General features: G+C 72.0%; 27 protein-coding genes. 17 read left to right on the top strand and 10 right to left on the bottom strand.

The features are described 5' to 3' along the window. Nucleotides 1-9: 9 nt before the first annotated feature. Both ACGF3A_RS32210 and ACGF3A_RS32205 read left to right on the top strand, forming a co-directional pair. Nucleotides 10-474: an NUDIX hydrolase gene (locus tag ACGF3A_RS32210; RefSeq protein WP_393733947.1), complete on the top strand. Its 465-nt coding sequence runs from the start codon at nucleotides 10-12 to the stop codon at nucleotides 472-474. Between the two features lie 158 nt (nucleotides 475-632). Continuing rightward, entirely contained in the window at nucleotides 633-1229 is a 597-nt protein-coding gene (locus tag ACGF3A_RS32205; protein WP_393733946.1) for a hypothetical protein, read from the top strand. Between the two features lie 25 nt (nucleotides 1230-1254). Here the strand turns inward: ACGF3A_RS32205 and ACGF3A_RS32200 are convergent, their stop codons facing one another. Both ACGF3A_RS32200 and ACGF3A_RS32195 read right to left on the bottom strand, forming a co-directional pair. Continuing rightward, the gene (locus ACGF3A_RS32200) at nucleotides 1255-2445 is read right to left on the bottom strand and encodes a GDSL-type esterase/lipase family protein (protein WP_393733945.1); all 1191 of its coding nucleotides are present in this window, start codon (nucleotides 2443-2445) and stop codon (nucleotides 1255-1257) included. Between the two features lie 24 nt (nucleotides 2446-2469). Next, complete coding sequence (locus ACGF3A_RS32195; RefSeq protein WP_393733944.1) at nucleotides 2470-3048, bottom strand: TetR/AcrR family transcriptional regulator; 579 nt, start codon at nucleotides 3046-3048, stop codon at nucleotides 2470-2472. Between the two features lie 92 nt (nucleotides 3049-3140). Here ACGF3A_RS32195 and ACGF3A_RS32190 point away from each other — a divergent pair, with 92 nt between their 5' ends. Beyond that, nucleotides 3141-3281, top strand: coding sequence for a hypothetical protein (locus tag ACGF3A_RS32190; RefSeq protein WP_393733943.1), 141 nt, complete (start codon nucleotides 3141-3143; stop codon nucleotides 3279-3281). Between the two features lie 19 nt (nucleotides 3282-3300). Here the strand turns inward: ACGF3A_RS32190 and ACGF3A_RS32185 are convergent, their stop codons facing one another. Then, nucleotides 3301-3999, bottom strand: a complete 699-nt coding sequence (locus ACGF3A_RS32185) for a S1 family peptidase (RefSeq protein ID WP_393733942.1) — start codon at nucleotides 3997-3999, stop codon at nucleotides 3301-3303. Between the two features lie 174 nt (nucleotides 4000-4173). Between ACGF3A_RS32185 and ACGF3A_RS32180 the strand changes: the two genes are divergently transcribed. Continuing rightward, nucleotides 4174-4599, top strand: coding sequence for a CBS domain-containing protein (locus ACGF3A_RS32180; RefSeq protein ID WP_393733941.1), 426 nt, complete (start codon nucleotides 4174-4176; stop codon nucleotides 4597-4599). 78 nt (nucleotides 4600-4677) lie between these two features. On the opposite strand, the gene ACGF3A_RS32175 is transcribed toward ACGF3A_RS32180, so the two are convergent. Next, nucleotides 4678-5265 carry a hypothetical protein gene (locus ACGF3A_RS32175; protein WP_393733940.1) on the bottom strand — a complete coding sequence of 196 codons (588 nt, stop codon included), beginning with the start codon at nucleotides 5263-5265 and terminating at the stop codon, nucleotides 4678-4680. An 82-nt stretch (nucleotides 5266-5347) separates the two neighbouring features. Here ACGF3A_RS32175 and ACGF3A_RS32170 point away from each other — a divergent pair, with 82 nt between their 5' ends. After that, complete coding sequence (locus ACGF3A_RS32170; RefSeq protein WP_393733939.1) at nucleotides 5348-6079, top strand: hypothetical protein; 732 nt, start codon at nucleotides 5348-5350, stop codon at nucleotides 6077-6079. On the opposite strand, the gene ACGF3A_RS32165 is transcribed toward ACGF3A_RS32170, so the two are convergent. Continuing rightward, nucleotides 6076-6522: an ATP-binding protein gene (locus ACGF3A_RS32165; protein WP_393733938.1), complete on the bottom strand. Its 447-nt coding sequence runs from the start codon at nucleotides 6520-6522 to the stop codon at nucleotides 6076-6078. The genes ACGF3A_RS32170 and ACGF3A_RS32165 overlap by 4 nt on opposite strands. 134 nt (nucleotides 6523-6656) lie before the next feature. On the opposite strand from ACGF3A_RS32165, the gene ACGF3A_RS32160 reads away from it, so the two are divergent. Continuing rightward, a complete protein-coding gene (locus ACGF3A_RS32160) occupies nucleotides 6657-7511 on the top strand; it encodes a helix-turn-helix domain-containing protein (RefSeq protein WP_393733937.1) in 855 nt (284 codons plus the stop codon). Nucleotide 7512: 1 nt separating this feature from the next. Next, nucleotides 7513-7809 carry a DUF397 domain-containing protein gene (locus tag ACGF3A_RS32155; RefSeq protein WP_393733936.1) on the top strand — a complete coding sequence of 99 codons (297 nt, stop codon included), beginning with the start codon at nucleotides 7513-7515 and terminating at the stop codon, nucleotides 7807-7809. On the opposite strand, the gene ACGF3A_RS32150 is transcribed toward ACGF3A_RS32155, so the two are convergent. After that, a complete protein-coding gene (locus ACGF3A_RS32150) occupies nucleotides 7793-8446 on the bottom strand; it encodes a helix-turn-helix domain-containing protein (protein WP_393733935.1) in 654 nt (217 codons plus the stop codon). The genes ACGF3A_RS32155 and ACGF3A_RS32150 overlap by 17 nt on opposite strands. Nucleotides 8447-8452: 6 nt before the next feature. Here ACGF3A_RS32150 and ACGF3A_RS32145 point away from each other — a divergent pair, with 6 nt between their 5' ends. Next, nucleotides 8453-8800 carry a hypothetical protein gene (locus ACGF3A_RS32145; RefSeq protein WP_393733934.1) on the top strand — a complete coding sequence of 116 codons (348 nt, stop codon included), beginning with the start codon at nucleotides 8453-8455 and terminating at the stop codon, nucleotides 8798-8800. 56 nt (nucleotides 8801-8856) lie between these two features. On the opposite strand, the gene ACGF3A_RS32140 is transcribed toward ACGF3A_RS32145, so the two are convergent. Next, nucleotides 8857-9285: a MarR family winged helix-turn-helix transcriptional regulator gene (locus ACGF3A_RS32140; RefSeq protein ID WP_393733933.1), complete on the bottom strand. Its 429-nt coding sequence runs from the start codon at nucleotides 9283-9285 to the stop codon at nucleotides 8857-8859. Between the two features lie 137 nt (nucleotides 9286-9422). On the opposite strand from ACGF3A_RS32140, the gene ACGF3A_RS32135 reads away from it, so the two are divergent. Beyond that, complete coding sequence (locus ACGF3A_RS32135) at nucleotides 9423-10361, top strand: MBL fold metallo-hydrolase (RefSeq protein WP_393733932.1); 939 nt, start codon at nucleotides 9423-9425, stop codon at nucleotides 10359-10361. 72 nt (nucleotides 10362-10433) lie between these two features. Here ACGF3A_RS32135 and ACGF3A_RS32130 read toward each other — a convergent pair whose 3' ends face one another. Beyond that, nucleotides 10434-11897: an MFS transporter gene (locus ACGF3A_RS32130; RefSeq protein ID WP_393733931.1), complete on the bottom strand. Its 1464-nt coding sequence runs from the start codon at nucleotides 11895-11897 to the stop codon at nucleotides 10434-10436. Nucleotides 11898-12003: 106 nt separating this feature from the next. On the opposite strand from ACGF3A_RS32130, the gene ACGF3A_RS32125 reads away from it, so the two are divergent. From ACGF3A_RS32125 to ACGF3A_RS32100, 6 genes are all read left to right on the top strand, one after another. Beyond that, entirely contained in the window at nucleotides 12004-13011 is a 1008-nt protein-coding gene (locus ACGF3A_RS32125) for an Lrp/AsnC family transcriptional regulator (RefSeq protein ID WP_393733930.1), read from the top strand. A 94-nt stretch (nucleotides 13012-13105) separates the two neighbouring features. Next, nucleotides 13106-14380, top strand: coding sequence for a sensor histidine kinase (locus tag ACGF3A_RS32120; RefSeq protein WP_393733929.1), 1275 nt, complete (start codon nucleotides 13106-13108; stop codon nucleotides 14378-14380). Between the two features lie 50 nt (nucleotides 14381-14430). Further along, the gene (locus tag ACGF3A_RS32115) at nucleotides 14431-15030 is read left to right on the top strand and encodes a response regulator (RefSeq protein WP_393734259.1); all 600 of its coding nucleotides are present in this window, start codon (nucleotides 14431-14433) and stop codon (nucleotides 15028-15030) included. A 167-nt stretch (nucleotides 15031-15197) separates the two neighbouring features. Beyond that, complete coding sequence (locus ACGF3A_RS32110) at nucleotides 15198-15827, top strand: hypothetical protein (RefSeq protein WP_393733928.1); 630 nt, start codon at nucleotides 15198-15200, stop codon at nucleotides 15825-15827. Between the two features lie 118 nt (nucleotides 15828-15945). Beyond that, a complete protein-coding gene (locus tag ACGF3A_RS32105) occupies nucleotides 15946-16470 on the top strand; it encodes an AAA family ATPase (RefSeq protein WP_393733927.1) in 525 nt (174 codons plus the stop codon). 11 nt (nucleotides 16471-16481) lie between these two features. Beyond that, complete coding sequence (locus tag ACGF3A_RS32100; RefSeq protein ID WP_393733926.1) at nucleotides 16482-17573, top strand: protein kinase family protein; 1092 nt, start codon at nucleotides 16482-16484, stop codon at nucleotides 17571-17573. On the opposite strand, the gene ACGF3A_RS32095 is transcribed toward ACGF3A_RS32100, so the two are convergent. Next, nucleotides 17533-18144, bottom strand: a complete 612-nt coding sequence (locus tag ACGF3A_RS32095) for a TetR/AcrR family transcriptional regulator (RefSeq protein WP_393733925.1) — start codon at nucleotides 18142-18144, stop codon at nucleotides 17533-17535. The genes ACGF3A_RS32100 and ACGF3A_RS32095 overlap by 41 nt on opposite strands. A 134-nt stretch (nucleotides 18145-18278) precedes the next feature. Between ACGF3A_RS32095 and ACGF3A_RS32090 the strand changes: the two genes are divergently transcribed. Together ACGF3A_RS32090 and ACGF3A_RS32085 are read left to right on the top strand one after the other, a co-directional pair. Continuing rightward, entirely contained in the window at nucleotides 18279-18737 is a 459-nt protein-coding gene (locus ACGF3A_RS32090; protein ID WP_393733924.1) for an iron chaperone, read from the top strand. 70 nt (nucleotides 18738-18807) lie between these two features. Continuing rightward, nucleotides 18808-19290 (top strand): hypothetical protein, encoded by a 483-nt coding sequence (locus tag ACGF3A_RS32085; protein WP_393733923.1) that lies wholly within the window; start codon nucleotides 18808-18810, stop codon nucleotides 19288-19290. Between the two features lie 79 nt (nucleotides 19291-19369). Here the strand turns inward: ACGF3A_RS32085 and ACGF3A_RS32080 are convergent, their stop codons facing one another. After that, the gene (locus ACGF3A_RS32080) at nucleotides 19370-20101 is read right to left on the bottom strand and encodes an SDR family oxidoreductase (RefSeq protein ID WP_393733922.1); all 732 of its coding nucleotides are present in this window, start codon (nucleotides 20099-20101) and stop codon (nucleotides 19370-19372) included. Nucleotides 20102-20162 lie beyond the last annotated feature (61 nt).

Below are 20162 nucleotides of genomic sequence, written 5' to 3'. Positions count from 1 at the left end.
GGTGCGCCCATGTCTGCCGCAGCTCTCTCCTACGTCGTGAACGTCTGTGTCGCCCTCCGGCGGGCCGACCGCTGGCTGCTGATCGTCCGGCATCCGGACCTCGGGCACGCAGGGGGCACGCTCTCGGTCCCCGGCGGGAAGGTGGAGGACGCGCGTCCGCGCGACGACGTGCTGGAGGCGACGGCGCGGCGGGAGGCCGCCGAGGAGGTCGGGGTCGATCTCGACGGCGTTCCGCTGCGCTACGCGGAGAGCACGTTCTTCGTCTCGGACGAGGGAACGCCCGTCGTGAACGTCGTGTTCGCCGCGCACCTCCCCGACGGCGCCGAGCCGTACGCGGCGGCGCCCGCCGAGGTCTCCGGGCTGCGCTGGCTCACGCGCGAGGAGCTGGAGGCGGAGGCGGACTGCCCCTCGTGGACGGTCCGGAACATCCGCAGCGCGGCCGCGGCGCTTGTCATGGACCCCCCGAATTCCTAACCGGAATCCGCCGCCCGTAAGATCACCTCCGCCCGTGCGGCAGCCCGGCGCAGCAGCCACGCGCAGCAGCGCCGCTGCCGGAGCACGGCCACGGAGGACGACACCACCCGTCGACGGGTGGGAACGGGGAGCACCACATGCGGAACGGAATGACGTCCATGACGTCCACTGCTGTCCGGCGCGCGGTCTGCGTCGCGGCCTGCGCGGCGCTCGCGCTGACGGTCACGGCGTGCGAGGGCGGCAAGAAGAACAGGGGCGGCGGCTCGCACGGCGACTCGTCCACCCAGCAGGACGAGAAGCCGCAGGTCCTCAAGCTCGGGCAGCCCGCGCCCGAGCCGCAGACCTTCTCCGGCGCCAAGAAGGCCAAGTTCGAGGTCGCCGCCGCCAAGGTCACGATGGGCAAGCCCGGGGACCTCGCGGACCTCGATGACCAGAAGACCGCCAAGGGCAAGGTCCCGGCCTGGATCTACGTGAAGGCCAAGCAGGTCGAGGGCGGCGCCGTGAAGAAGCCCATGATCATGAGCGACTTCGGCGCGAAGGCGAGCGGCGCCTCGGCCAAGCGGCTCATCATGATCATGGGCGAGCTCAAGTCCACCCCGAAGGACTGCGTCGACGGCGACGACGTCGCCTGGACCAAGGGCAAGACGCAGACCATCTGCGACGTCTACCTGGTCCCGGAGGGCAAGAAGATCGACGAGGTGCTGCTCAGCCGCGGCTTCACGGCGGAGCCGCAGCGCTGGACCGTCAACAAGTAGCCCCTCCGGGCTGCCGAGGGCCCTCTCACCCGCCCAGGGTGAGGGGGCCCTTCTCCGTGAAGGCCAGTTCGGCGAAGCGCTCGCCGATCCGGCGGTGGGCGGCGGCGTCCGGGTGCAGCCCGTCCGGCATCGGCAGTTCGGCGTGGTCGGCCTCGCCGTACAGCTCGCGGCCGTCGAGGAGATGGAGGTGCGGGTCGTCGGCGGCGCGCTGCTCCACGAGGCGGGCCAGCTCGTCCCGGATGACGTTCAGCGTCAGCTTCCCCGCCGCGGTCTCCGCCGGGTCGCCGGTCGCCCGGAAGCGGAGCTTCCCCTCGCTCAGCGCGGCGAAGTCGAAGGCGCCGGGCCCCGGGGTGTCCTCGTGCATCGGGCAGTACACGGGCGAGACGACCAGCAGCGGCGCGGTCGGGTGCCCCTCGCGGATCGTGTCGAGGAAGCCGTGCACGGCCGGGACGAAGGCGCGCAGCCGCATCAGGTCGGCGTTGACGACGTTGATGCCGATCTTGACGCTGATCAGGTCGGCGGGCGTGTCCCGCATCGTCCGCGCCGTGAACGGGTCGAGCAGCGCGCCGCCGCCCAGGCCCAGATTGACCAGCTCCACGCCCCCGTACGAGGCGGCGAGCGCGGGCCAGGTCGTGGAGGGGCTCGCCGCGTCGGAGCCGTGGCTGATCGAGCTGCCGTGGTGCAGCCACACCGGGCGCCCCCGGTCGGGCACCGGCTCCACGGGCGCGTCGGTACGGAGCGCGACCAGCTCGGTGGTCTCGTGGTGCGGCAGCCAGATCTCGACGTCCTTGACGCCCTCGGGCAGCGCGCCGAACCGCACGGTGCCGACCGGCCCTTCGGTGATCTCCGCGCTCCCGGTGGCCAGGTCGATGGTCACGGTGTTCCCGCCGGAGACGACGGCCTGCTCCGCCAGGCGGCCGTCGACCAGCAGGTCGTACAGCCCCTCGGGGCGGGGCGGCGCGCCGACGTAGACCCGCTTGGTGGCGAGCGCGTCCAGCTCGACGGCGGTCGCGGCCGTACGGAACACGAGCCGTACGCCCGACGGCTGGGCCTCCGCCATCGCCAACTGCCCGTCGGGCGTCTGGGCGCGGGCCCACGCGGGCAGCCGGTGCGGCAGCAGGCCGCGCGGCGTGCGCTCCAGCTCGGCGGCGCCGCGGAGCAGCTCGGCGGGGGCCGTGGTGATCCACGGGCCCGGGTGGTGGTGCTCGGTGTGCATGACCTCAACCTGTCGTTCGTGACGTTACGGGGAGCCCTCTGCGGGCCAGTTGCGCAGCACGGCGTCGAGGGCGTCCACGACCCGCTCCCAGGACACCTGGGAGTCGGGGGCGCTGTGGCTGAACCCTCCGGCCAGCTCCAGGCTCACGTAGCCGTGGAAGACGCTGCCGAGGAGCCGGACCGCGTGCGTCTGGTCGGGCTCCTCCAGCTCGTAGCCCCGCAGGATGGCCCGGGTCATCTGCGCGTGCCGCACGCCCGCGCTGGCGGCGGCCGTCTCGGGGTCCAGCCGCGTCTGCGCGGCGGCGAACCGGCCGGGGTGCTCGCGGGCGTAGTCCCGGTAGACGTTCGCGAAGGCGGCGAGGGCGTCCTTGCCCGCGCGCCCCGCGAGCGCGGCGGAGACCCGGTCGGCCATCTCCTCCAGCGCGAGCAGCGCGATCCTGACCTTGAGGTCGTGCGAGCTCTTCACATGCGAGTAGAGGCTCGCGACCTTCACGTCGAACCGCCGCGCGAGCGCCGAGACGGTCACCGCCTCGAACCCCTCCTCGTCCGCCAGCTCGGCCCCCGCCCGCGCCAGCACCTCCCCGGACAACCCCGCACGCGCCATACCCTCACCTTTCGCCGCCTCGCCTGAACCCATCATGCACCCACCTAAAACCTTTAGGCAAATGCCATCACTATGCCCGCACGGGCCCGAAGGTGATCGCCCACGTCTGCAACGACCAGGGAGACTGGGGGAAAGGCTTCGTCCTCGCGGAGGTCCGGTGGGAGCGGGTCGAGCCGATGATCCGCTCCCGTCTGACGGCACGCGGCGTGCCCGTCACCGTCTACGACCAGTGACGCCGACGGGCGCGGAGGCTCAGTAGCCGATGGTCAGGCCCAGCGCGCCGAGGGGCTCGACGACGGGCTGGTAGTAGGTCAGGCCGCCCGACGCGCAGTCGCCCGTGCCGCCGACGAGCATGCCGACGGCGGCGTTCCCGGAGACCGCCGGGCCGCCGTTGTCGCCGGGTTCGGCGCAGATGTCGGCGCTGAAGAGGCCGTCGACCGTGCCCTCCGGGTAGTTGACCGAGACATTGATCTGCCGGATCGTCCCGCAGTGCCACCCCGTCGTCGGACCGGACCGGCAGACCGCCATCCCGACCTGGGGTTCGACGGCCCGCTCGATCCGTACGGCGCCGCCGCCCCCGTACGAGTTGACCTCGCTCGGGTACGTCAGGTCCGGGTTGGTGTAGCGGATCGCCGCGTAGTTGCCGCCGGGGAAGTGCGAGGAGACGGTCTCCCCGACCGGGACCGTACGCCCCGGGTCCGCGTACCAGCGCGTGCCCGTGTCGCCGCAGTACCCCGGCACGAGCCCGAAGAAGTCGGTGCCGTCCGTCGCGTTGAAGCCGACGGTGCAGCGCGTGCCGCTGTCACTGAAGAGCGCGTCCCCACCGCGTACGGCCCCGGCGGCCGTGTCCGCCGCACGCGCCACCCCCGGTACGGCGACCGCGCCGAGGAGCACGAGGAGTACGAGGAGTACGAGGAGCATGGCAGTACGTACGGCACGTGCGGCGCCCATAGCGCCTCCTACGGAAGTCAGCGGAATCCAGGGGCCGTGACGGACGGAGCGCGCTCATTGTGGCCGAGGTACGCCCGTGGGGTAAGCGCGCTTCCGGCCACCGTGCGGGCGCCGGGGGACGCCGGGAGAATGACGGGGGAAAGCACCGTCGGACGGCACGAGGAGGCGAGTCCCATGACCACCGCCGCCGACCTCATGAACCCGGGACCCCAGTGGATCCCGGCCACCGAAACCCTCGACAGGGCCGCGCAGTTGATGCGCGAGCTCGACGTGGGCGCACTGCCCGTCAGCGATCCGATGGACCCCGAGGAGCGCATGATCGGCATCATCACCGACCGTGACATCACGGTCCGCTGCGTCGCCGCGGGCCACGACCCCTCGCGCGTCACCGCGGGCGACCTGTGCCAGGGCACGCCCCGCTGGATCAGCGCCGACGCGGGCGTGGACGAGGTCCTCCACGAGATGGAGAGCCACCAGATCCGCCGCCTGCCCGTCGTGGACGACGACAAGCGCCTCGTCGGCGTGATCAGCGAGGCCGACCTCGCCCACCACCTCGACGACGAACAGCTCGCCCACTTCGTGGAACGCGTCTACGCCTGACGAGCCGGGCGACGCAGGAAGCGGAGAGCACACGGACGTCGAGGCGATCCGCTCAGCCACCGGGCACGCTCTGTCAGATCAGAGCTTGCCTTCGAGCAGTACGGTGCGGTGGCCGCCGAGGCGGCGTGTGAAGTCCTCGACGAACTCGGGGCGCAGCGTGGGCCAGTTCCAGAACGTGAAGCCGAGGTGGCCGAACGCGAAGTAGTCGTCGGCCCAGAGCCACGTGTGCACGGGAGCCGCCCGGTCGCAGGACGGGCACGCGACGGGCTCGTCGTCCCCGTCGGCCCAGGAGTTCACGGCGTCGCCGAACCGGTCCCAGTTCTCCTCGATGGGCGACCAGTATGCGTCGACGAGGGCGATCTCCGTCGTGCAGTGCGGGCAGGTGACGGCCGAGGGTTCGCCCTGCCCGGCGTCGAAGACCCGGCGCTCCACGGTGGCGTGCAGGCCGTTGCTCCACACCTTGACCAGTTCGGGATCCGGGTTCTCGACGGCTTCGCCGTGCCGCGGCCCCGGCGCGTGCCCGGCGTCGGCGCCGAGGACGCAGTCGGTACGTTCCGCTGCGACGAAGCCGTCAGCGATCAGCCAGTCGAGGACGCTCGCCGCGAGCCCCCGCGCCTCCTCCGGCGTGGCCTCGGTGTCGACGATCGTCTGGTACCAGTCGCCCATGATCTCCCCTCCGCGTTCGTGACTGCGTACCGTACGTCCTGCCTTCGGCACGGCGCCCTCCGGCCCGGTCTACTCTCCCCCTGTGTCCGCCCGCCAAGATCCCTTCGCCGCCTGCCTTCCCGCCCTGCTGCCCTGGGCGCCGCCCGCCCGGCGGGCCGAGCTCCACCGGGCCGTACGGACCGCCGTGGAACGTTCGTTCGTGGCCCTGCGGGGCCCCCTGGACGGGGCCAGACCCGCGACCGACGCCGACGTACGGGCGATCGTCGCCGCCTCCGAGGCGTACGTTCAAGGGTGGTTCGACGCGGTGATGCGCCCCGCCGCGGAGCACCCCCCGAACGGCTGGGGCTGGCCGTCCTCGCTGGGGGCGTGGCTGGACGCCTCCAGGAACCACGGCCGGGGCAGGGCCTTCCGTCCCACCCTCGCCGAGAACCTCGATTTTTTCGCCAGGTTCCCCTTCGAGGAGACGCTGATCCTCGTCGAGCATGCCGAGCACATCGCCCGGACGACGACGGGAACTCCCCGGCAGCGCGCCGCCGACGCCACCGCCGAGGCCCTGCGGTGGGCGTGGACCCGCCACGCCGACGGACGCGGCTGGGACGACGCCGAGTGGCACGAGTACCTCGACGTCGACGAGCTGATCGGCTGGACGACGGCGGCCCTGCGCCTCCCCGGCCTGCGGCCGTCCCGGGCCGCCGAGCGGGTGGAGGAGATCGCCGGGCAGGAGTGGGACGGCTGGTCGCCGTGGACGGCGGAGGAGTTGCCACCCCTGTTCCTCGCCCAGGCGTCGCAAGCCGTGGCGGACTGCGTGACCTAGCGGACGGCGGACCGGTCGTCCCCCGGCGCCGCCAGTTCGCACCACACCGTCTTCGCCCCCGCGTGCCGCTCCACGCCCCACCGTGCCGCGAGCGCGTCCACGAGCGCGATCCCGCGCCCCGACTCCGCGTCGGGGCGCGGCCCCTCCTGCCGTACGGGCACCGCGTCCGGCGCCGGGTCCGTCACGGCCAGCCGGGCGCGACCGCCGGTCCACGACAGCCGTACGCTCACCGGCGACCCCTCCCCCACGTGCGTGATCACGTTCGTCACCAGCTCACTCACGCACAGCGCCGCGACCTCGCCGAGCTCCTCGCACCCCCACGCCGCGCAGTGCAGCGCGACCCGTTCCCGTACGGCCGCGAGCGCGCTCGGCATCGCGAGGAGCGGGATCGTAAGTGCCTGCCGCGCGGTCGGTTCCAGTCGGCGGAGAACATAGTCGTGCATGTGTCGCACCCCATCTGTGCACTGCGTGACGAATCCCTCACACAATGACGTGAGCCGACGTACGGTGACAGCGCATTCAACTCCCGCGCGGCGTCAGGGGAATCGACCGCGCCCCACCGGAATCGGCGGTAACCATGCCTGGTCCCAAGGACATCGACGGCTCAGCGGGCGTCCCCACCTTCTACGGCAAGGAGCTGCGCTGGAAGCGCGAACAGGCCGGACTGACGCAGCAGCAGCTCGTGGACGGCAGCTTCTACGGCTCCAGCCACCTCAGCGAGATCGAACGCGGCGAGCGCCGCATGCCGTGTGATCTCGCCGAGCATGTGGATCGCGTCCTCAAGACCGACGGCTTCTTCAGCCGGCGCTGTGAGGATGTCCGCAACGCGAAGAGGGCCGGGCACGCCCTGTATTTCGAGCGGGCCCTCGATGCCGAGAAGCGGGCCGATTCCATCGAGGAGTGGTGCCCGACCGTGTTTCCGGGCCTGCTCCAGACGGAGGCGTACGCCCGAGCCGTCGTCGAGGCGACGCACCCTCTCGAACGACCGGAAGAGGTCGCCGCCAAGGTCAACGCCCGCCTGGCCCGGGCGCAGCTCTTCGAGGAAGACCACAAGAAGCCCATGTACTGGGCGATCCTGCACGAGTCGCTGCTGCGCCTGCCGCTCCTCCCGCCCGAGGGCATGGCGGAACAGCTCGACCGCGTCGCGGAGTTGGCGCGACGGCGCCGGATCGTTCCCCAGGTGCTTCCGTGGAGCGAGGGACCACACCCGTTCATGCTGGGCACCGCGAAACTCATGACCTTCGGGGACGCCCCACCAATGGTGTACACGGAGTCACTGCACAGTGGCGACACCATCGACGATCCAGCCCTCGTGAAGGACTACCGCAGGTCGTACGATCTGCTCAGGGCCGCCGCATTGCCGCCGGGGGCGTCCCTGGCCATGGTCGAGGCAGCGGCAGAGGACTTCCGAAATGGCAAGCATCCGAGTTGACTTGAGCGACTTCGAATGGCGTAAGAGCAGCTACAGCAACGGCAGCGGCGGCGACTGCGTCGAGATCGGCGCAGCCCGCTGGCGCAAGAGCAGCCACAGCAACGGCGACGGTGGCAATTGCGTCGAGGCCGCCGGGCACTGGCGCAAGAGCAGCCACAGCAACGGTGATGGCGGCGAGTGCGTCGAGGTCGGAACGGCCGGTGGCGTCGTGCCCGTGCGGGACACCAAGGACAGGGGCGCGGGGCCCATCCTCGTGTTCCCGGCGGACGCCTGGGCCCGATTCATCGCGCGGCTCTGAAGGATGCGGGCGTACGGCCCAGCAAAGTACGGGCCGTACGCGTGAGGTGGGGCTGATCCGCGAAGCCCGCGTCCGTTGCCGCCCTCGCGGGTGGGACGGACGACAAGGCGCCGACGGCATCCCGCAGGCGCGCCCAGCGGCGCAACCGTACGAGGGGGATGCCGACCGACTCGCGGACGAGGGTCCGTAGGCGTACGGGCGAGAGGCCGACCTCTTCCGCGAGGGCGCCGTACCGCAGGACATGGGCGACCCTGGGGTCCAGCCCAGCAGGCACGGCGCCCGTCAGAGCGACCAGCTCAACGTACGCGGAGTCGAGGTCGGGCAGGGCCGCGCGGAGGCGGCGTACCGCCGGGGCCGGCAGGGGCGTGATCTCTGTCGGCCCGGCGAGCAGCCAGGGGTCGAGGAAGAGCGCGGCGTACCCCGTCCTCGTACGGCAGGTGTGTGCGAGTTGCGGGGGAACGAGCAGGCCCGGGCCGGAGACGGCGCGTCCGCCCGTCGTCACGGCCTCGGCGTCCGCCAGGACCAGTTTCCAGGCGGGGTGGCGGTGGAGACCGACCTCGTAGGGGCGGGGCTCGGCGAAGAGGGTCAGACGGCGATCGTTCTGTTCAAGCGTCCAGGCGCGGTCGGCGGAGAGCATCGCGCCATGCACGTTATCGCCGCTGTCGCGCTCGCGTCACTCCTGATCGGCTCGGGGGTCGCGCACTTCGTCGTCCCCCGTTACTTCCGCGCGCTCGTACCGGAGTGGGTCGGGCACGCGGGGCCCGTGGTCGCCGTGAGCGGGGTCGCGGATCTGGTGGTGGGCGGGGCGTTGTGCGTACCGCAGTGGCGGGAGGGTGGGGCGTGGGCGGCGGCCGTGCTGATCACCGCGTATCTGCCCTCGCACGTGGACGCGCTGCGGCACGCCCGCCCCGCGTGGGCGCTCGCGCGACTGACCGTGAATCTCGGGTACATCGGCTGGGCGGTGGCCGTGGCGCTGACGGCGCCGGGCTAGGCCCCGTTCTCCCGAAGTCACGGCGAGGGCTGAGGCGCGAGCCGCAAGCGTGTCGCCTAGGGATGGGCGACGGTTCTCTCCAGCAGGCCCTGAAGGGCGCCTTGCTGCTCAGGGGTGAGGGCGGCCAACGGCGACTCCTGGGTGAGGAGTTCGAGGAGGCGTTCACGCAGGACGCTGCCCTCAGGGGTGAGGACGAGGTGCTTGGCGCGGCGGTCGGTGGGGTGCGCGCGGCGTTCGACCAGGCTCTGTTTTTCGAGTTTGTCGATGACGAAGGTGGCGTTGGAGGGCTCGCAGCTCATGCGTTCGGCGAGCTCTCGCATGGTCATCGGCCCGGTCATCTCCCGCAGCGCGGTCGCCTGGGCCGATGTGAGGCCCAGCGTGACGGCCCGTTGGCGGACGTGATCGGCGATCTGGTGGGCCAGTCCGGTCACCAGGCCGCACAGTTCCCGCTCGGCGATGGCCTGCGCTTCCGGGGGTGTCGTCATGCCTCCACCCTAGCAAGTCCATCAAGTCAGAAGAATTGCAGCTGGAATATTTCAAGCTTGATGCTTATGGTGGCGTGGCCGTCCGCGCACCAGACCCGGCGGCGACCTGACACGGGATGACGAACGAGGAGAGCCCCATGGTGAGTTCAGTGGCTGACCAGAACGAGCGACTGCGGCGACCGGCGGAACTCCGGTCGGTCCGGCTGGGCGACACGAAGGTGTCCTTCGTGCCGGACGGGGCGATACAGGGCCGCCCGAGCGCCTGGCTGCCGGACACGACCGACGCGTTCTGGGCGGCTCACCCGGAGTATCTCGACGCTTCCGGCTATCTGGTGGCGAGCCTCGGCGGCCTGCTGGTGGAGCATGGCGACCGCGCGCTGCTGATCGACGCGGGGTTCGGCCCGCACTCGCTCCCGGCCGATCCGGGAACACCGAACGGCACCATGCGCGGCGGCGCGCTGCTGGGCAGCCTGGCCGAACTCGGTCGCAGGCCGGAGCAGATCGAGGCGGTGGCCTTCAGCCACCTGCATCCTGACCACGTCGGCTGGGCCGCGCATCCCGCCCCGGGCGGTGACCGGCCCGTGTTCGCCCACGCCGACTACCTGGTGGCGGAGCCGGAATGGGCCCAGCGCGCACTGCTGGAGGCCGCGGGCACGCCCGGGGAGGTCCTTGCCGCCCTCGCACCACACGTCCGTACGGTGGCCGACGGTCAGGAGATCTTCCCCGGTGTGCGGGTCCGGATCGCCGCAGGCCACACCGCGGGACACGCGGAGTTCGTGATCACAGGAGGCGGGACGCGGCTGATCGCCTTCGGCGACTCCATGCATTCACCGATCCAGGTGGACCACCCTGGATGGTCCTGCGTCTACGACCATGACCCCGCCCGCTCCGCCGACCACCGCCGCCGTCTCGTCGCCGAGTTGGAGGAGCCCGGCACGATCGGCTTCGGCGTCCATTTCTCCGACGTCGTGTTCGGACAGGTCCGGCGGAACGACCACGGCCCCGCCTGGCGGCCCCTGGAAACCGAGGACGCCGCGGACGCTACGGACGCCGCGGACGCTACGGACGACCAGTGACAGCGGCCACGGCCCGCGTGCGGCGCGGCCCTCAACTCCGCTGCCGCCTGCCGCCCGCCGCCTTGCGGTGTGTCATCGCGCGGCCTCGACGGGCTGGGAGCGCAGCATGCCTGTTGCCGTGAGGGCAAGGAGGAGCACCAGGGCGAGGCAGGTGGTGAAGACGAGGGTCAGCGCATGCCCCGGGCTGCCGGTGCGGTTCAGGTAGACCGTGCCGAGCAGGGCCACGCCGAGTGTTCCGCCGAGTTGCTGGACGCTGTTGAGCAGTCCGGCGGCCGAGCCGGTCTCGTGCGGCCTGACTCGGGAGAGGGCCGTGGTGAAGAACGGCACGGTGAGGAGTCCGCCGCCGAGTCCGGCCACGGCCAGTGAGGCCGGGATCCACGGGGAGGTCGTCACAGGCGCGGCGGCGGCGACGCGGGAGGCGACCGCCCCGCCAAGGCAGCCGAGTGCCAGGATGCCGATGCCGGGGAGCATGAGCCTGGAACCCAGCCTGGGCAGGAGTTTCTGCCCGGCGATCAGTGAGGAGAGGGCGAGGCCGCCGGAGAACGGCAGCACGGTCAGGCTCGCCGCCAGCACTGAGCCGTGCAGGCCGTTCTGCACGTAGAGGACCACCGCGAACACCAATCCGGTGGAGACGGCGAAGTACACGGTGCTCGTCGCGAGCGCCGAGGGGAATCCGCGACCACGGAAGAGGCTGGGTTCGACGATGGGGTCTCGCCCCTTCTTGCCGAGCCGTCGCACATGGGCGATCAGGACGACGGCTCCGAAGAACGCCGGGAGAGCGGAGAGTGTCCTCAGTCGCGGTGACATCGACTCGCCGATCGTGGGCACGGTGATCGCGGCGGCGACGGCCGCGCTCAACAGGACTCCCACGAGATCGAGACCGGGCCTGCGGGCGGCCCGGTCCTCGGTCAAGCAGCACGCGCCGGCGAGCACGAGGGCCCCGAGCGGCACGTTGACGAGGAAGACGCCACGCCATGACAGGCCCGCGAGGTCGGCGTGGGTCAGCACACCGCCGAGCACCGGCCCGGCCACCCCTGTCAGGCCCATCACGGGGCCCATCAGGCCCAGAGCCTTGCCGAGCGCCGGGCCGCGGAACGCCGCTTTGATGAGCCCGATCGTCTGGGGAATCACGAGCCCGGCGCACACGCCCTGGAGGGCACGCGCCGCCAGCAACACGGACATGCCCGGCGCGGCGGCGCATGTGAGGGAGAAGACGAGGAAGCCGAGCATGGCGGCCACGAACACCCGGCGGCGGCCGAGGATGTCGCCCAGGCGGCCACCGGGGATCAGCGCGACGGCGAAGGGGAGGGTGTAGGCCGCGGCCACCCATTGGACGCTCGACGGCGATCCGCCGAGGTCGGCGCTGATCACCGGCGCGGCGACCGTCGTGATGCTCGCGTCCAGCAGATTCATCGCCTCGGCGAGCAGAAGCCCGCCCAGGGCGGCCCGCTGTCTCCCGGCATGGTGCACGGCATGGTGTTCGGCGTGATGCACGCCGTGAGCTGGAACGCGTCCAGCGTCGTTCTCAGTGGTCATGGGCTCAGGGTCGGCGGGGTTCGAGCGACAGGAGCCGTTCCTCGGTCCGATCTGCGGGAAACTAGCGTCAAGGAGCCCGTAGCGCGCGAACATGTTCAAGGAGGCCATGGCTGTGGACCGGCTCGACCACCAGATCCTGCACGCTCTGGGGGTGAACGGACGGATCGCGTTCCGCCAGCTCGCCACCGTCCTGGACGCCGGTGAACACACCGTCGCGCGCCGCTACCGCGCCCTGGTCGAGCGCGGCGTCGTGCGCGTGGTGGCCATGCCCTCACCGCGCGACGACGACAACGGCCAGTTGCTCAGACTGCACGTGCACCCGGGATCAGGCACCCGCCTCGCCGACGCGCTCGCCCGTCGCGACGACGTCGCATGGATCAGGACCGCGGGCGCGGGCGGAGAGATCCTCTGCGGAGTCCGCGCCGCCTCGGCACCCGAACGCGACCACCTGCTGCTCGAACAGCTCCCCAGGACGGGACGGGTCACCGCCGTCACGGTGTACGAGGTCCTCCACCACTTCCGCACACCCGGCCACGCCGACTGGGAAGGCTTCCCCCACCCGCTCGACGACGAGCAGCGCGACCGGATCCGCGCCGACGCGCCCCCCGAGCTCGAACCGCCCGGCACCGCCCCTCCGATGACGGCCGAGGACACCGCCCTGCTCAGGGCGCTCAGCCAGGACGCGAGGCAGTCCGCCGCCCGCGTCGCCGCCGCCACGGGGCAGACCGAAGCGACCGTCCGGCGACGCCTCGAAACCCTGCTGTCCTCCGCGGCGATCCGCCTCGACCGGGACCTCGACCCGCTGCAACTCGGCCACCCCATCGGGGCGACGCTCTATCTCGACGTGGCTCCCGGACACCTCCACCACGCCGGAGCCGCACTCGCCCGGCACGGACCGACCACCTTCGTCGCCGCCGTCACCGGGCCCGCCAACCTCTACGCGGGGGTCGTCACCAGGACCATCCACGATCTGTACACCTACGTGCACTCGACGCTGGCCGACATCGAGGGCGTACGGCACATCGAAACCAGCCTCACCGGCCCGTACGTCAAACACGCCCGCACTGTCCGGACCCCCGACGGCGTCAACAAGGTCCTGCCCCACGACAACTAGGCAGTCTGCGGCGGGGGAAACCACGGTCGTCCAGGGCCGCCGAATCCCTCGTGCGGCTGAGGCGGAAGCCGGAGGGGGCGCCGATACTGGCCGCATGCCCCCTTGGATTCGCGGTATCGGCGCACGGCTGCGGCTGCGGCTGCGCCCCGGCCCCGGTGCCGGCCCCGGTGCCGGTCCCGGTGCCGACCGGCTGGTGGATGTGCTGGTCGCGGCGGCCGTGGCCGTCCCGGTGTTCGTCCCGTTCGCGACCGCGCCCGAGGTGACGGCGTTCGGCGCGGTGGCCAATCTCGGCACCGTCGTGCCGCTGGTGTGGCGCCGCCGTGCGCCGTTCGCCGTGGCGCTGATCGTGGCGTGCTCCGCCATGGCCGTCTCGCTGCACCACCGGCCCGGGCAGATGCTGCAGTACGGCGCGCTGGTGGCCGTCTACACGCTCGCCGACCTCGGCAGGCACCGCTGGCAGCGCTGGGGGTTCATCGGCGCGCTCACGCTCTCCATCCCGCCGGGCGCGCTGCTGCTCAAGGGCAACAGCGCGGGCGAGTTCATGTTCACGCTGCTGCTGCCCATGACGGCGTACCTCATGGGCACGCTGGCACGTACCGCCCGGGAGAGGTCGGAAGCCCTGATGGAACGCTCCGTCCAGCTGGAACGCGAGCGTGAGGCCGAGGCGGCGCGGGCGGCGGCCGAGGAGCGGGCGCGTATCGCCCGGGACATGCACGACGTGCTCGCGCACGCGGTCAGCATCATGGTCGTCCAGGCGGAGGCGGGCCCCGTGGTGGTGCGTACGGACCCCGACCGCGCCGAGCGGTCCTTCGACGCGATCGCGGAGGCGGGGCGGGGCGCGATGGCGCAACTGCGCCGCACGCTGGGCGTCCTGAAGGAGGACCAGGAGAAGGGGGGCCAGGAGAAGGGGGGCCAGGACGCCGGGGTCCGCGCGCCCCGGCCGACCGTGGCCACACTCCCCCAGCTGATCGAGGACGTGGACCGCACCCGGGTCCGCGTGCGCCTCACCACGGACGGGGCCCGCCGCGAGCTGCCCGCGGACGCCGATCTGGCCGCGTACCGCATCGTTCAGGAAGCCCTCACCAACACGGTCAAGCACGCGGGGGCCTCCGCAGCGGAGGTACGGCTGCGCTGGACCGACGACGGACTGGAGATCACCGTGACCGACGACGGCAGGGGCGGCGACGGCGGGGCCGCCGCGGACTCGAACTGGCGGCGGGGCGGCGACGGCCTGATCGGCATCCGCGAACGCGCCCTCGCCTGCGGCGGCACGGCCGAGGCCGGTCCCCGGCCCGGCGGCGGGTTCCGCGTCCACGCCCGGCTCCCGTACGCCCCGGTCAACGCCCCCGCCACGGCGGTGATCCCGTGATCCGGGTGGTGCTCGCCGACGACCAGGAGCTGGTCCGCAGCGGCTTCGCGATGATCCTGGACGCGCAGCCCGACATCGAGGTCGTGGGCGAGGCCGGGGACGGCGCCGCGGCCCTCGCGGCCGTACGCGAGCACGCGCCCGACGTCGCCCTCCTCGACATCCGCATGCCCGGCCTCGACGGCATCGAGGCCGCGAAGGCGATATGCGCCGAGACCCCGGCCCGCGCGCTCATGCTGACCACGTTCGACCAGGACGACTACGTCTACGACGCCCTCTACGCCGGTGCCAGCGGCTTCCTGCTCAAGGACGTACGGCGCGACGACCTCGTGCACGCGGTCCGGGTCGTCGCAGCGGGCGAATCGCTGCTCGCGCCCGCCGTCACCCGTCGGCTCATCTCCGACATCACCCGCAACCGCCCCCGTGCCGCGGCGGCTTCCTCCGAGCGCCTGGCCATCCTGACCGAGCGCGAACGCGAGACCCTGCGCCTCCTCGGCCGCGGCCTGTCGAACGCGGAGATCGCCGCCGCCATGGTCGTCAGCGAGCACACCGTCAAGACGCACGTGAGCAACGTGCTGTCGAAGCTCGGCATCCGCGACCGGGTCCAGGCGGTCATCGCCGCCTACGAGACCCGGCTGATCGAACCGGCCTGACCCTCCGTCGTACGGGGGAGCCGGGCGCCGTTCTCCCCCGCGCGACCGATGCCGGAAGACCGCGAAGACCGCCCGTGACGGCGATCCGCCGGACCGTACGTTCCGCAGAGGATCGAGGACGTGGGAAACGCCCGTTCCGACCGTTCCGACTCTGGGGAGAACCGTTCATGACCAGGCTCGCCTTCCATCTCGCCCCCGCCCTCATGGGCGTGTACGGCGTCGTCCGCCTCATCGACGGCCGCGACGGCCAGCACGGTCCCGGGCCCGCCTGGACGATCGGTCACCTGTTCTTCCTCGGGTCGCTGCTCCTGTACGGGGTGGTGATCGCGGGAGTGCGGCGGCGCGTCCTCGCCGCGGAGGGCGGCGGCCGGGGGCGCCGGATCACCGTCGGCGTCCTCGCCGCCGTGGCGGGCGTCGGCCTCGCCGCCTTCGTCCGCGTCGCGGTCGTCGACATCGTCGTCGGCCTGCGCGCCGCCGACGCGGCCGAGAAGAGCGCACTGTCGGACCGGTACGCCGACGTGCCCGCCGTGCTCCCCCAGCCGCTCTACGAGTTGGGCCCGGTGCTCTTCATGCTGGGCCTGCTCGCACTGCTGGTCCAGTACGCGGTGACCGGACCCCGGCGCGGTGGGGCGGCAGCGTTGCCCCCGCTGCTGGTCCTTCTCGGCTTCGCGGCGATCATGGCCGACCTGAACCTCCTTCCCCTCGGCGCGGCCCTGCTCTGGCTGGCCCTCGCCTCCCTCACCCGCGAGAAGTCCGCACCGCTGCCCGGCGCCGAGCCCGCCCCGGCCGGGGTCTAGGGGGCTGCTGGGCAGGGGCTGCCCCGTGCCGTGCGTTGCAGGCTGCGGCCGTCGTCGTGGCTTGTCGCGCAGTTCCCCGCGCCCCTGAGGCCTCAGGGGCGGCGCCTACGATCTGCGGGTGACCACCTTGTTCCTGACGGTCGGCCTGCCCGGGGCCGGAAAGACCACGCGGGCCCGGCAGCTCGCCCGGGAGCACGGCGCCCTGCGGCTGACGCCCGACGAGTGGATGATCCCGCTGTTCGGCGAGCCGGACGCGGGCGGGAAACGCGACGTGTTGGAAGGCCGGTTGCTCTCGCTCGCCCTGGAGGCGGTCGGGCTGGGGACCGACGTGGTCCTGGACTTCGGGTGCTGGTCCCGCGACGAGAGGTCCGCCATCCGCTGGCTGGTGGAGCGGGCGGGGGCGTCCTGTCGGCTGGTCTACGTGCCGGTGGACCACGAGACCCAACGGGCGCGCGTCGCCCGCCGCCAGTCGGCCGCTCCGGAGCAGACCTTCCCGATGAGCGAGGCGGACCTCGCGCACTGGAGGACGCTCTTCGAGGAGCCCGACGCCGCCGAGCTCGACGGGCGGGAGAAGGATGACCCGCCGCCGGGATGGCCGGGGTGGCCGGAATGGGCCGCCGACCGGTGGCCGTCGCTCGTATGAGGGTGGAACCCATGGCGCTCGCGGCGCGGGTCGGCGCTCATGGGACGGTCTCCGACGCCCTCGCGCGGTGCGGTGACCGCGAGTTGGGCGCGCTGGTGGACGCGGCGGTGCCCGTCGGGTCCGGCATCGGGGGCACGTCGGCGCTGATGGAGGTCGCCGGGACGCCGGTGTTCGTGAAGCGGGTGCCGCTCACCGATCTGGAGCGGCGGCCGGAGCACGTACGGTCCACGGCGAATCTGTTCGGGCTTCCCCTCTTCTGCCAGTACGGCGTCGGCGCCCTCGGCACGCCCGGCTTCGGGGCCTGGCGCGAGCTGGCCGTACACGCGAGGACGACGGAGTGGGTGCTCGCGGGAGAACACGAGGGCTTCCCGCTGATGTACCACTGGCGCGTGCTGCCGGGCCCGACGCCCCTGCCCGAGGAACTGGCCGACGTCGAACGGGCCGTCGCCTACTGGGGCGGCGGGCCGCAGGTACGCGGCCGGATCGAGGGCCTCCAGCGGTCCTCGGCGAGCATCGCGCTCTTCCTGGAGCACATCCCGCAGAACCTGCACGACTGGCTGGCCGCCCAGGTCGCGGCGGGCGGGCGGACCGCCGCGCGTGCCTGCGCCATGGTGGAACGGGAGCTCGCGGCGGGCATCTCGTTCATGAACGGCCGCGGGCTCCTGCACTTCGACGCGCACTTCGAGAACATCCTGACCGACGGCCGCCGCCTCTACTTCGCGGACTACGGCCTCGCCCTCTCCTCCCGGTTCGCCCTGTCCCCGTCCGAGCGCGACTTCTTCGACCGGCACCGTTCCTACGACCGCTGCTACACCGCCACGTACCTGGTGAACTGGCTGCTCACCGCCCTGTACGGACTCGGGCGGGAGGACCGTGACACCCGCCTCGCGCTGGTGCGCGGTTACGCGGACGGCGAGCGCCCCACGGGCATCCCGATCCCGGAGGAGGCCGCGTCGCTCATCTCCCGGCACGCACCGGTCGCCGCGGTGATGTCCGACTTCAACCGCGCGTTCCAGCGCGGGAGCAGGGAGACCCCGTACCCGGCGGAGGAACTCCGCGGGCTCACCGGGGCGTACGGCTCCCGGTTCCGTAGGCGGCCATGAACATGTCCAGCAATCCGTCGACCGCCGCCTCGTCGATGGGGCGGGTCGACAGCAGACTGCGGTAGTACAGCGTGCCGCACAGCACCTCGGCGGCGAACTCCAGATTCGCCCCCGCGCTCAGTTCACCGGCGTGCTGGGCACGGGTGATCCGGTCGAGCGTGCTCTGCTCCACGGTGACCAGGAAGCGCTCGTGCAACGTCGCGCGCAGCCCGGAATCGGCCTGCGCCTCGGCGATGACGGCGCGGTAGACGGGGCCGATCGGCGGGCTGGTGAGGGCGAGGCCCGAGCGGAGGAACTGCTCGCGCAGATCCGCGCGGACGTCCCCGGTGTCGCGGTAGTCCAGGCCGCTGGTCCACACGCGGCTGAGCGCGTCGAGCAGCAGGTCGGGCAGGGACGGCCAGCGCCGGTAGATCGTGTGCTTCCCGACCCCGGCCCGTCTCCCGACCGCCTCGATGCTCAGCCCCGCGTAGCCGACCTCCGCAGCCAGATCGAGGGTCGCCTGCAGCAGCTCGTCGGTGCGTGCCGCGCCCCGGCGCCGCGGTGTGGCTGGCGTGGCTGGCGTGTTGGTCATGCCATCACCATAACGGCACGAGGCGTGCCGTTGACAATCCCATGGGCCGTGCGCAAGAGTCCCCCTTCATCGGCACGGCCCGTGCCGATAGACGATCGAGTCCAGTACGTCCGGCCTTCACAGGGAGATCTCCCATGAGCAGCACCGAACTCAGCACGCACGAGGGATTCACGGCCGAGGAACGAGCCGCGATGAAGGACCATGCCCGCGAGCTCAAGACGGCGGCACGCCGCAGCCGCAGCTCGCGCGCGGACAAGGCGGCGGAGGCGAAGCGGGACGTCCTCGCGAAGATCGCCGAGATGCGGGACTCGGACCGGGTCATGGCCGAGCGCGTCCATGCCGTCATCACGGCCAGCGCCCCGGCCCTCGCACCGAAGCTCTGGTACGGGATGCCCGCCTACGCCCTGGACGGCAAGATCGTGTGCTTCTTCCAGAGCGCGGAGAAGTTCAAGGCCCGCTACGCGACGCTCGGTTTCAGCGACCAGGCGAAGCTGGACGAGGGCACCATGTGGGCGGCCGGTTTCGCCCTGACGGAGGTGACGGCCGAGGCGGAGGCCCGGATCAGCGCCCTGGTGAAGCAGGCGGTGAGCTGACCGCTCGTCCCGGCCGGCCGCGCCGGACCGATGCCTTGCAGACGCCGTCGAGCGGTGCTCGACTCTGCCCATGACCAGTGCGTGGCTCGGCGTCATCGCCACCCTCGGCGGCGTCCTGCTCGGCGGCCTGACCACGTTCGCGACTCAGGAACGCGCGCGGACACGGGAGTCCCGCCGCCAGCTCTACGCGGCGTTCATCGGCGAGAGCCGGGTATGGACCGACTCACTCCTGCGCTTGATCTTCACGATTCGCAGCGGCTGGGAAGCTCCGCGTCGTGAGCCCTACTGGGAGTTGGCGAACAGCGGAAAGGCCCGGGTCCTCAGCCTCCGCGCCCAGATCGACCTGCTCGGAACGCGCGCGACCCGAGAGGCGGCCTACGCCCTGGAGCATCACCTGTTGGCGCTCAGTACGACGGTTTTCCACTGTTCGGAGACGCGCACCCGCCCTGATGAGGATCACGTCTACCAACAGGAATTCGATCAAGTCCTGGCAGGCTTCATCCGCGTGGCAGCGAGGGAGCTTCGGCTCGCCCGGGTGCGGGGACCGGCCTGAAGAGGAGCCGGAGCCGGACCGCGAAGGATGCGGTGCGGCTGCGGCGGGCGATCGCTGCCAACGCTGCCTGACAGGCAGCTCACCAGGGAACCGGGCCGTGCTCGTCGAAGAAGCCGCCGGTCGGCCCGTCATCGGGCAGCGTGGCGAGCCGGACGACCACGGCCGCGCCGTCGGCCGCGGTGCGGGTGAGACCGGGGAACGCGGTGGTGAAGTCGGTCGCACACGGCCCCGGATCGGCGGCGTTGACCAAGATGTTGCGGCTGCGCAGTTCCTTGGCGTACTGCACGGTCAGCGAGTTGAGTGCGGTCTTGGACGGGGCGTACGCGGCCAACGGGGGCCGGGTGGTGAAGTAGTCCTCGGGATCGGTCATCCGGGCGATGGAGCCCAGTCCGCTGCTGACATTGACGATCCGGGCGGCGGGAGAGCGGGCGAGCAGCGGCAGCATCGCGGTGGTCACGCTGATCACGCCGAACACGTTGGTCTCGAACACCTCGCGTACAGCGGCCAGTTCGGCACTGCCGGGGCTCTGGGCGGCGGGGTCGCCAGAGATGCCGGCGTTGTTGACCAGGATGTCCAGCCGCCCAACGCGCTCCTCGACGCAGCGGGCGGCGGACAGGACGCCGGCGCGGTCGGTGACGTCCAGGGTGACCGGGTGCACCCGCGGGCCCAGGTCGGCTGCGGCTGCCGCACCGCGGTGCGGGTCGCGCGAGGCCAGCAGGACGTTCACGCCGAGCGATGCGAGCTGGGCTGCGACCTCGCGCCCGATGCCCTTGTTGGCGCCTGTGACCAGGGCAGTCGTGGTTTCTGTCATGCGTTCAGCCCACCACGGTGGCGGCCGGGAGTTCCAACACCGACCAGATATGCAGCGATAC

This window comes from Streptomyces sp. NPDC048172, from assembly GCF_043202595.1.
In the GTDB taxonomy this organism is placed as follows: domain Bacteria; phylum Actinomycetota; class Actinomycetes; order Streptomycetales; family Streptomycetaceae; genus Streptomyces.
The sequence above is the reverse complement of the archived record's forward strand: the minus strand, read 5'-3'. Positions and strand labels throughout refer to the sequence as shown.

What these genes read in the sequence shown, in the direction of transcription:
- ACGF3A_RS32200 (WP_393733945.1), bottom strand. Translation starts at nt 2,445, where the DNA reads ATGCACACCGAGCACCACCACCCGGGCCCGTGGATCACCACGGCCCCC.
- ACGF3A_RS32095 (WP_393733925.1), bottom strand. Translation starts at nt 18,144, where the DNA reads ATGACCAACACGCCAGCCACGCCAGCCACACCGCGGCGCCGGGGCGCG.
- ACGF3A_RS32085 (WP_393733923.1), top strand. Translation starts at nt 18,808, where the DNA reads ATGACCAGTGCGTGGCTCGGCGTCATCGCCACCCTCGGCGGCGTCCTG.
- ACGF3A_RS32130 (WP_393733931.1), bottom strand. Translation starts at nt 11,897, where the DNA reads ATGACCACTGAGAACGACGCTGGACGCGTTCCAGCTCACGGCGTGCAT.
- ACGF3A_RS32135 (WP_393733932.1), top strand. Translation starts at nt 9,423, where the DNA reads ATGGTGAGTTCAGTGGCTGACCAGAACGAGCGACTGCGGCGACCGGCG.
- ACGF3A_RS32185 (WP_393733942.1), bottom strand. Translation starts at nt 3,999, where the DNA reads ATGGGCGCCGCACGTGCCGTACGTACTGCCATGCTCCTCGTACTCCTC.
- ACGF3A_RS32140 (WP_393733933.1), bottom strand. Translation starts at nt 9,285, where the DNA reads ATGACGACACCCCCGGAAGCGCAGGCCATCGCCGAGCGGGAACTGTGC.
- ACGF3A_RS32180 (WP_393733941.1), top strand. Translation starts at nt 4,174, where the DNA reads ATGACCACCGCCGCCGACCTCATGAACCCGGGACCCCAGTGGATCCCG.
- ACGF3A_RS32195 (WP_393733944.1), bottom strand. Translation starts at nt 3,048, where the DNA reads ATGGCGCGTGCGGGGTTGTCCGGGGAGGTGCTGGCGCGGGCGGGGGCC.
- ACGF3A_RS32110 (WP_393733928.1), top strand. Translation starts at nt 15,198, where the DNA reads ATGACCAGGCTCGCCTTCCATCTCGCCCCCGCCCTCATGGGCGTGTAC.
- ACGF3A_RS32080 (WP_393733922.1), bottom strand. Translation starts at nt 20,101, where the DNA reads ATGACAGAAACCACGACTGCCCTGGTCACAGGCGCCAACAAGGGCATC.
- ACGF3A_RS32115 (WP_393734259.1), top strand. Translation starts at nt 14,431, where the DNA reads ATGATCCTGGACGCGCAGCCCGACATCGAGGTCGTGGGCGAGGCCGGG.
- ACGF3A_RS32120 (WP_393733929.1), top strand. Translation starts at nt 13,106, where the DNA reads ATGCCCCCTTGGATTCGCGGTATCGGCGCACGGCTGCGGCTGCGGCTG.
- ACGF3A_RS32175 (WP_393733940.1), bottom strand. Translation starts at nt 5,265, where the DNA reads ATGGGCGACTGGTACCAGACGATCGTCGACACCGAGGCCACGCCGGAG.
- ACGF3A_RS32125 (WP_393733930.1), top strand. Translation starts at nt 12,004, where the DNA reads ATGGCTGTGGACCGGCTCGACCACCAGATCCTGCACGCTCTGGGGGTG.
- ACGF3A_RS32165 (WP_393733938.1), bottom strand. Translation starts at nt 6,522, where the DNA reads ATGCACGACTATGTTCTCCGCCGACTGGAACCGACCGCGCGGCAGGCA.
- ACGF3A_RS32205 (WP_393733946.1), top strand. Translation starts at nt 633, where the DNA reads ATGACGTCCACTGCTGTCCGGCGCGCGGTCTGCGTCGCGGCCTGCGCG.
- ACGF3A_RS32145 (WP_393733934.1), top strand. Translation starts at nt 8,453, where the DNA reads ATGCACGTTATCGCCGCTGTCGCGCTCGCGTCACTCCTGATCGGCTCG.
- ACGF3A_RS32090 (WP_393733924.1), top strand. Translation starts at nt 18,279, where the DNA reads ATGAGCAGCACCGAACTCAGCACGCACGAGGGATTCACGGCCGAGGAA.
- ACGF3A_RS32150 (WP_393733935.1), bottom strand. Translation starts at nt 8,446, where the DNA reads ATGCTCTCCGCCGACCGCGCCTGGACGCTTGAACAGAACGATCGCCGT.
- ACGF3A_RS32210 (WP_393733947.1), top strand. Translation starts at nt 10, where the DNA reads ATGTCTGCCGCAGCTCTCTCCTACGTCGTGAACGTCTGTGTCGCCCTC.
- ACGF3A_RS32160 (WP_393733937.1), top strand. Translation starts at nt 6,657, where the DNA reads ATGCCTGGTCCCAAGGACATCGACGGCTCAGCGGGCGTCCCCACCTTC.
- ACGF3A_RS32100 (WP_393733926.1), top strand. Translation starts at nt 16,482, where the DNA reads ATGGCGCTCGCGGCGCGGGTCGGCGCTCATGGGACGGTCTCCGACGCC.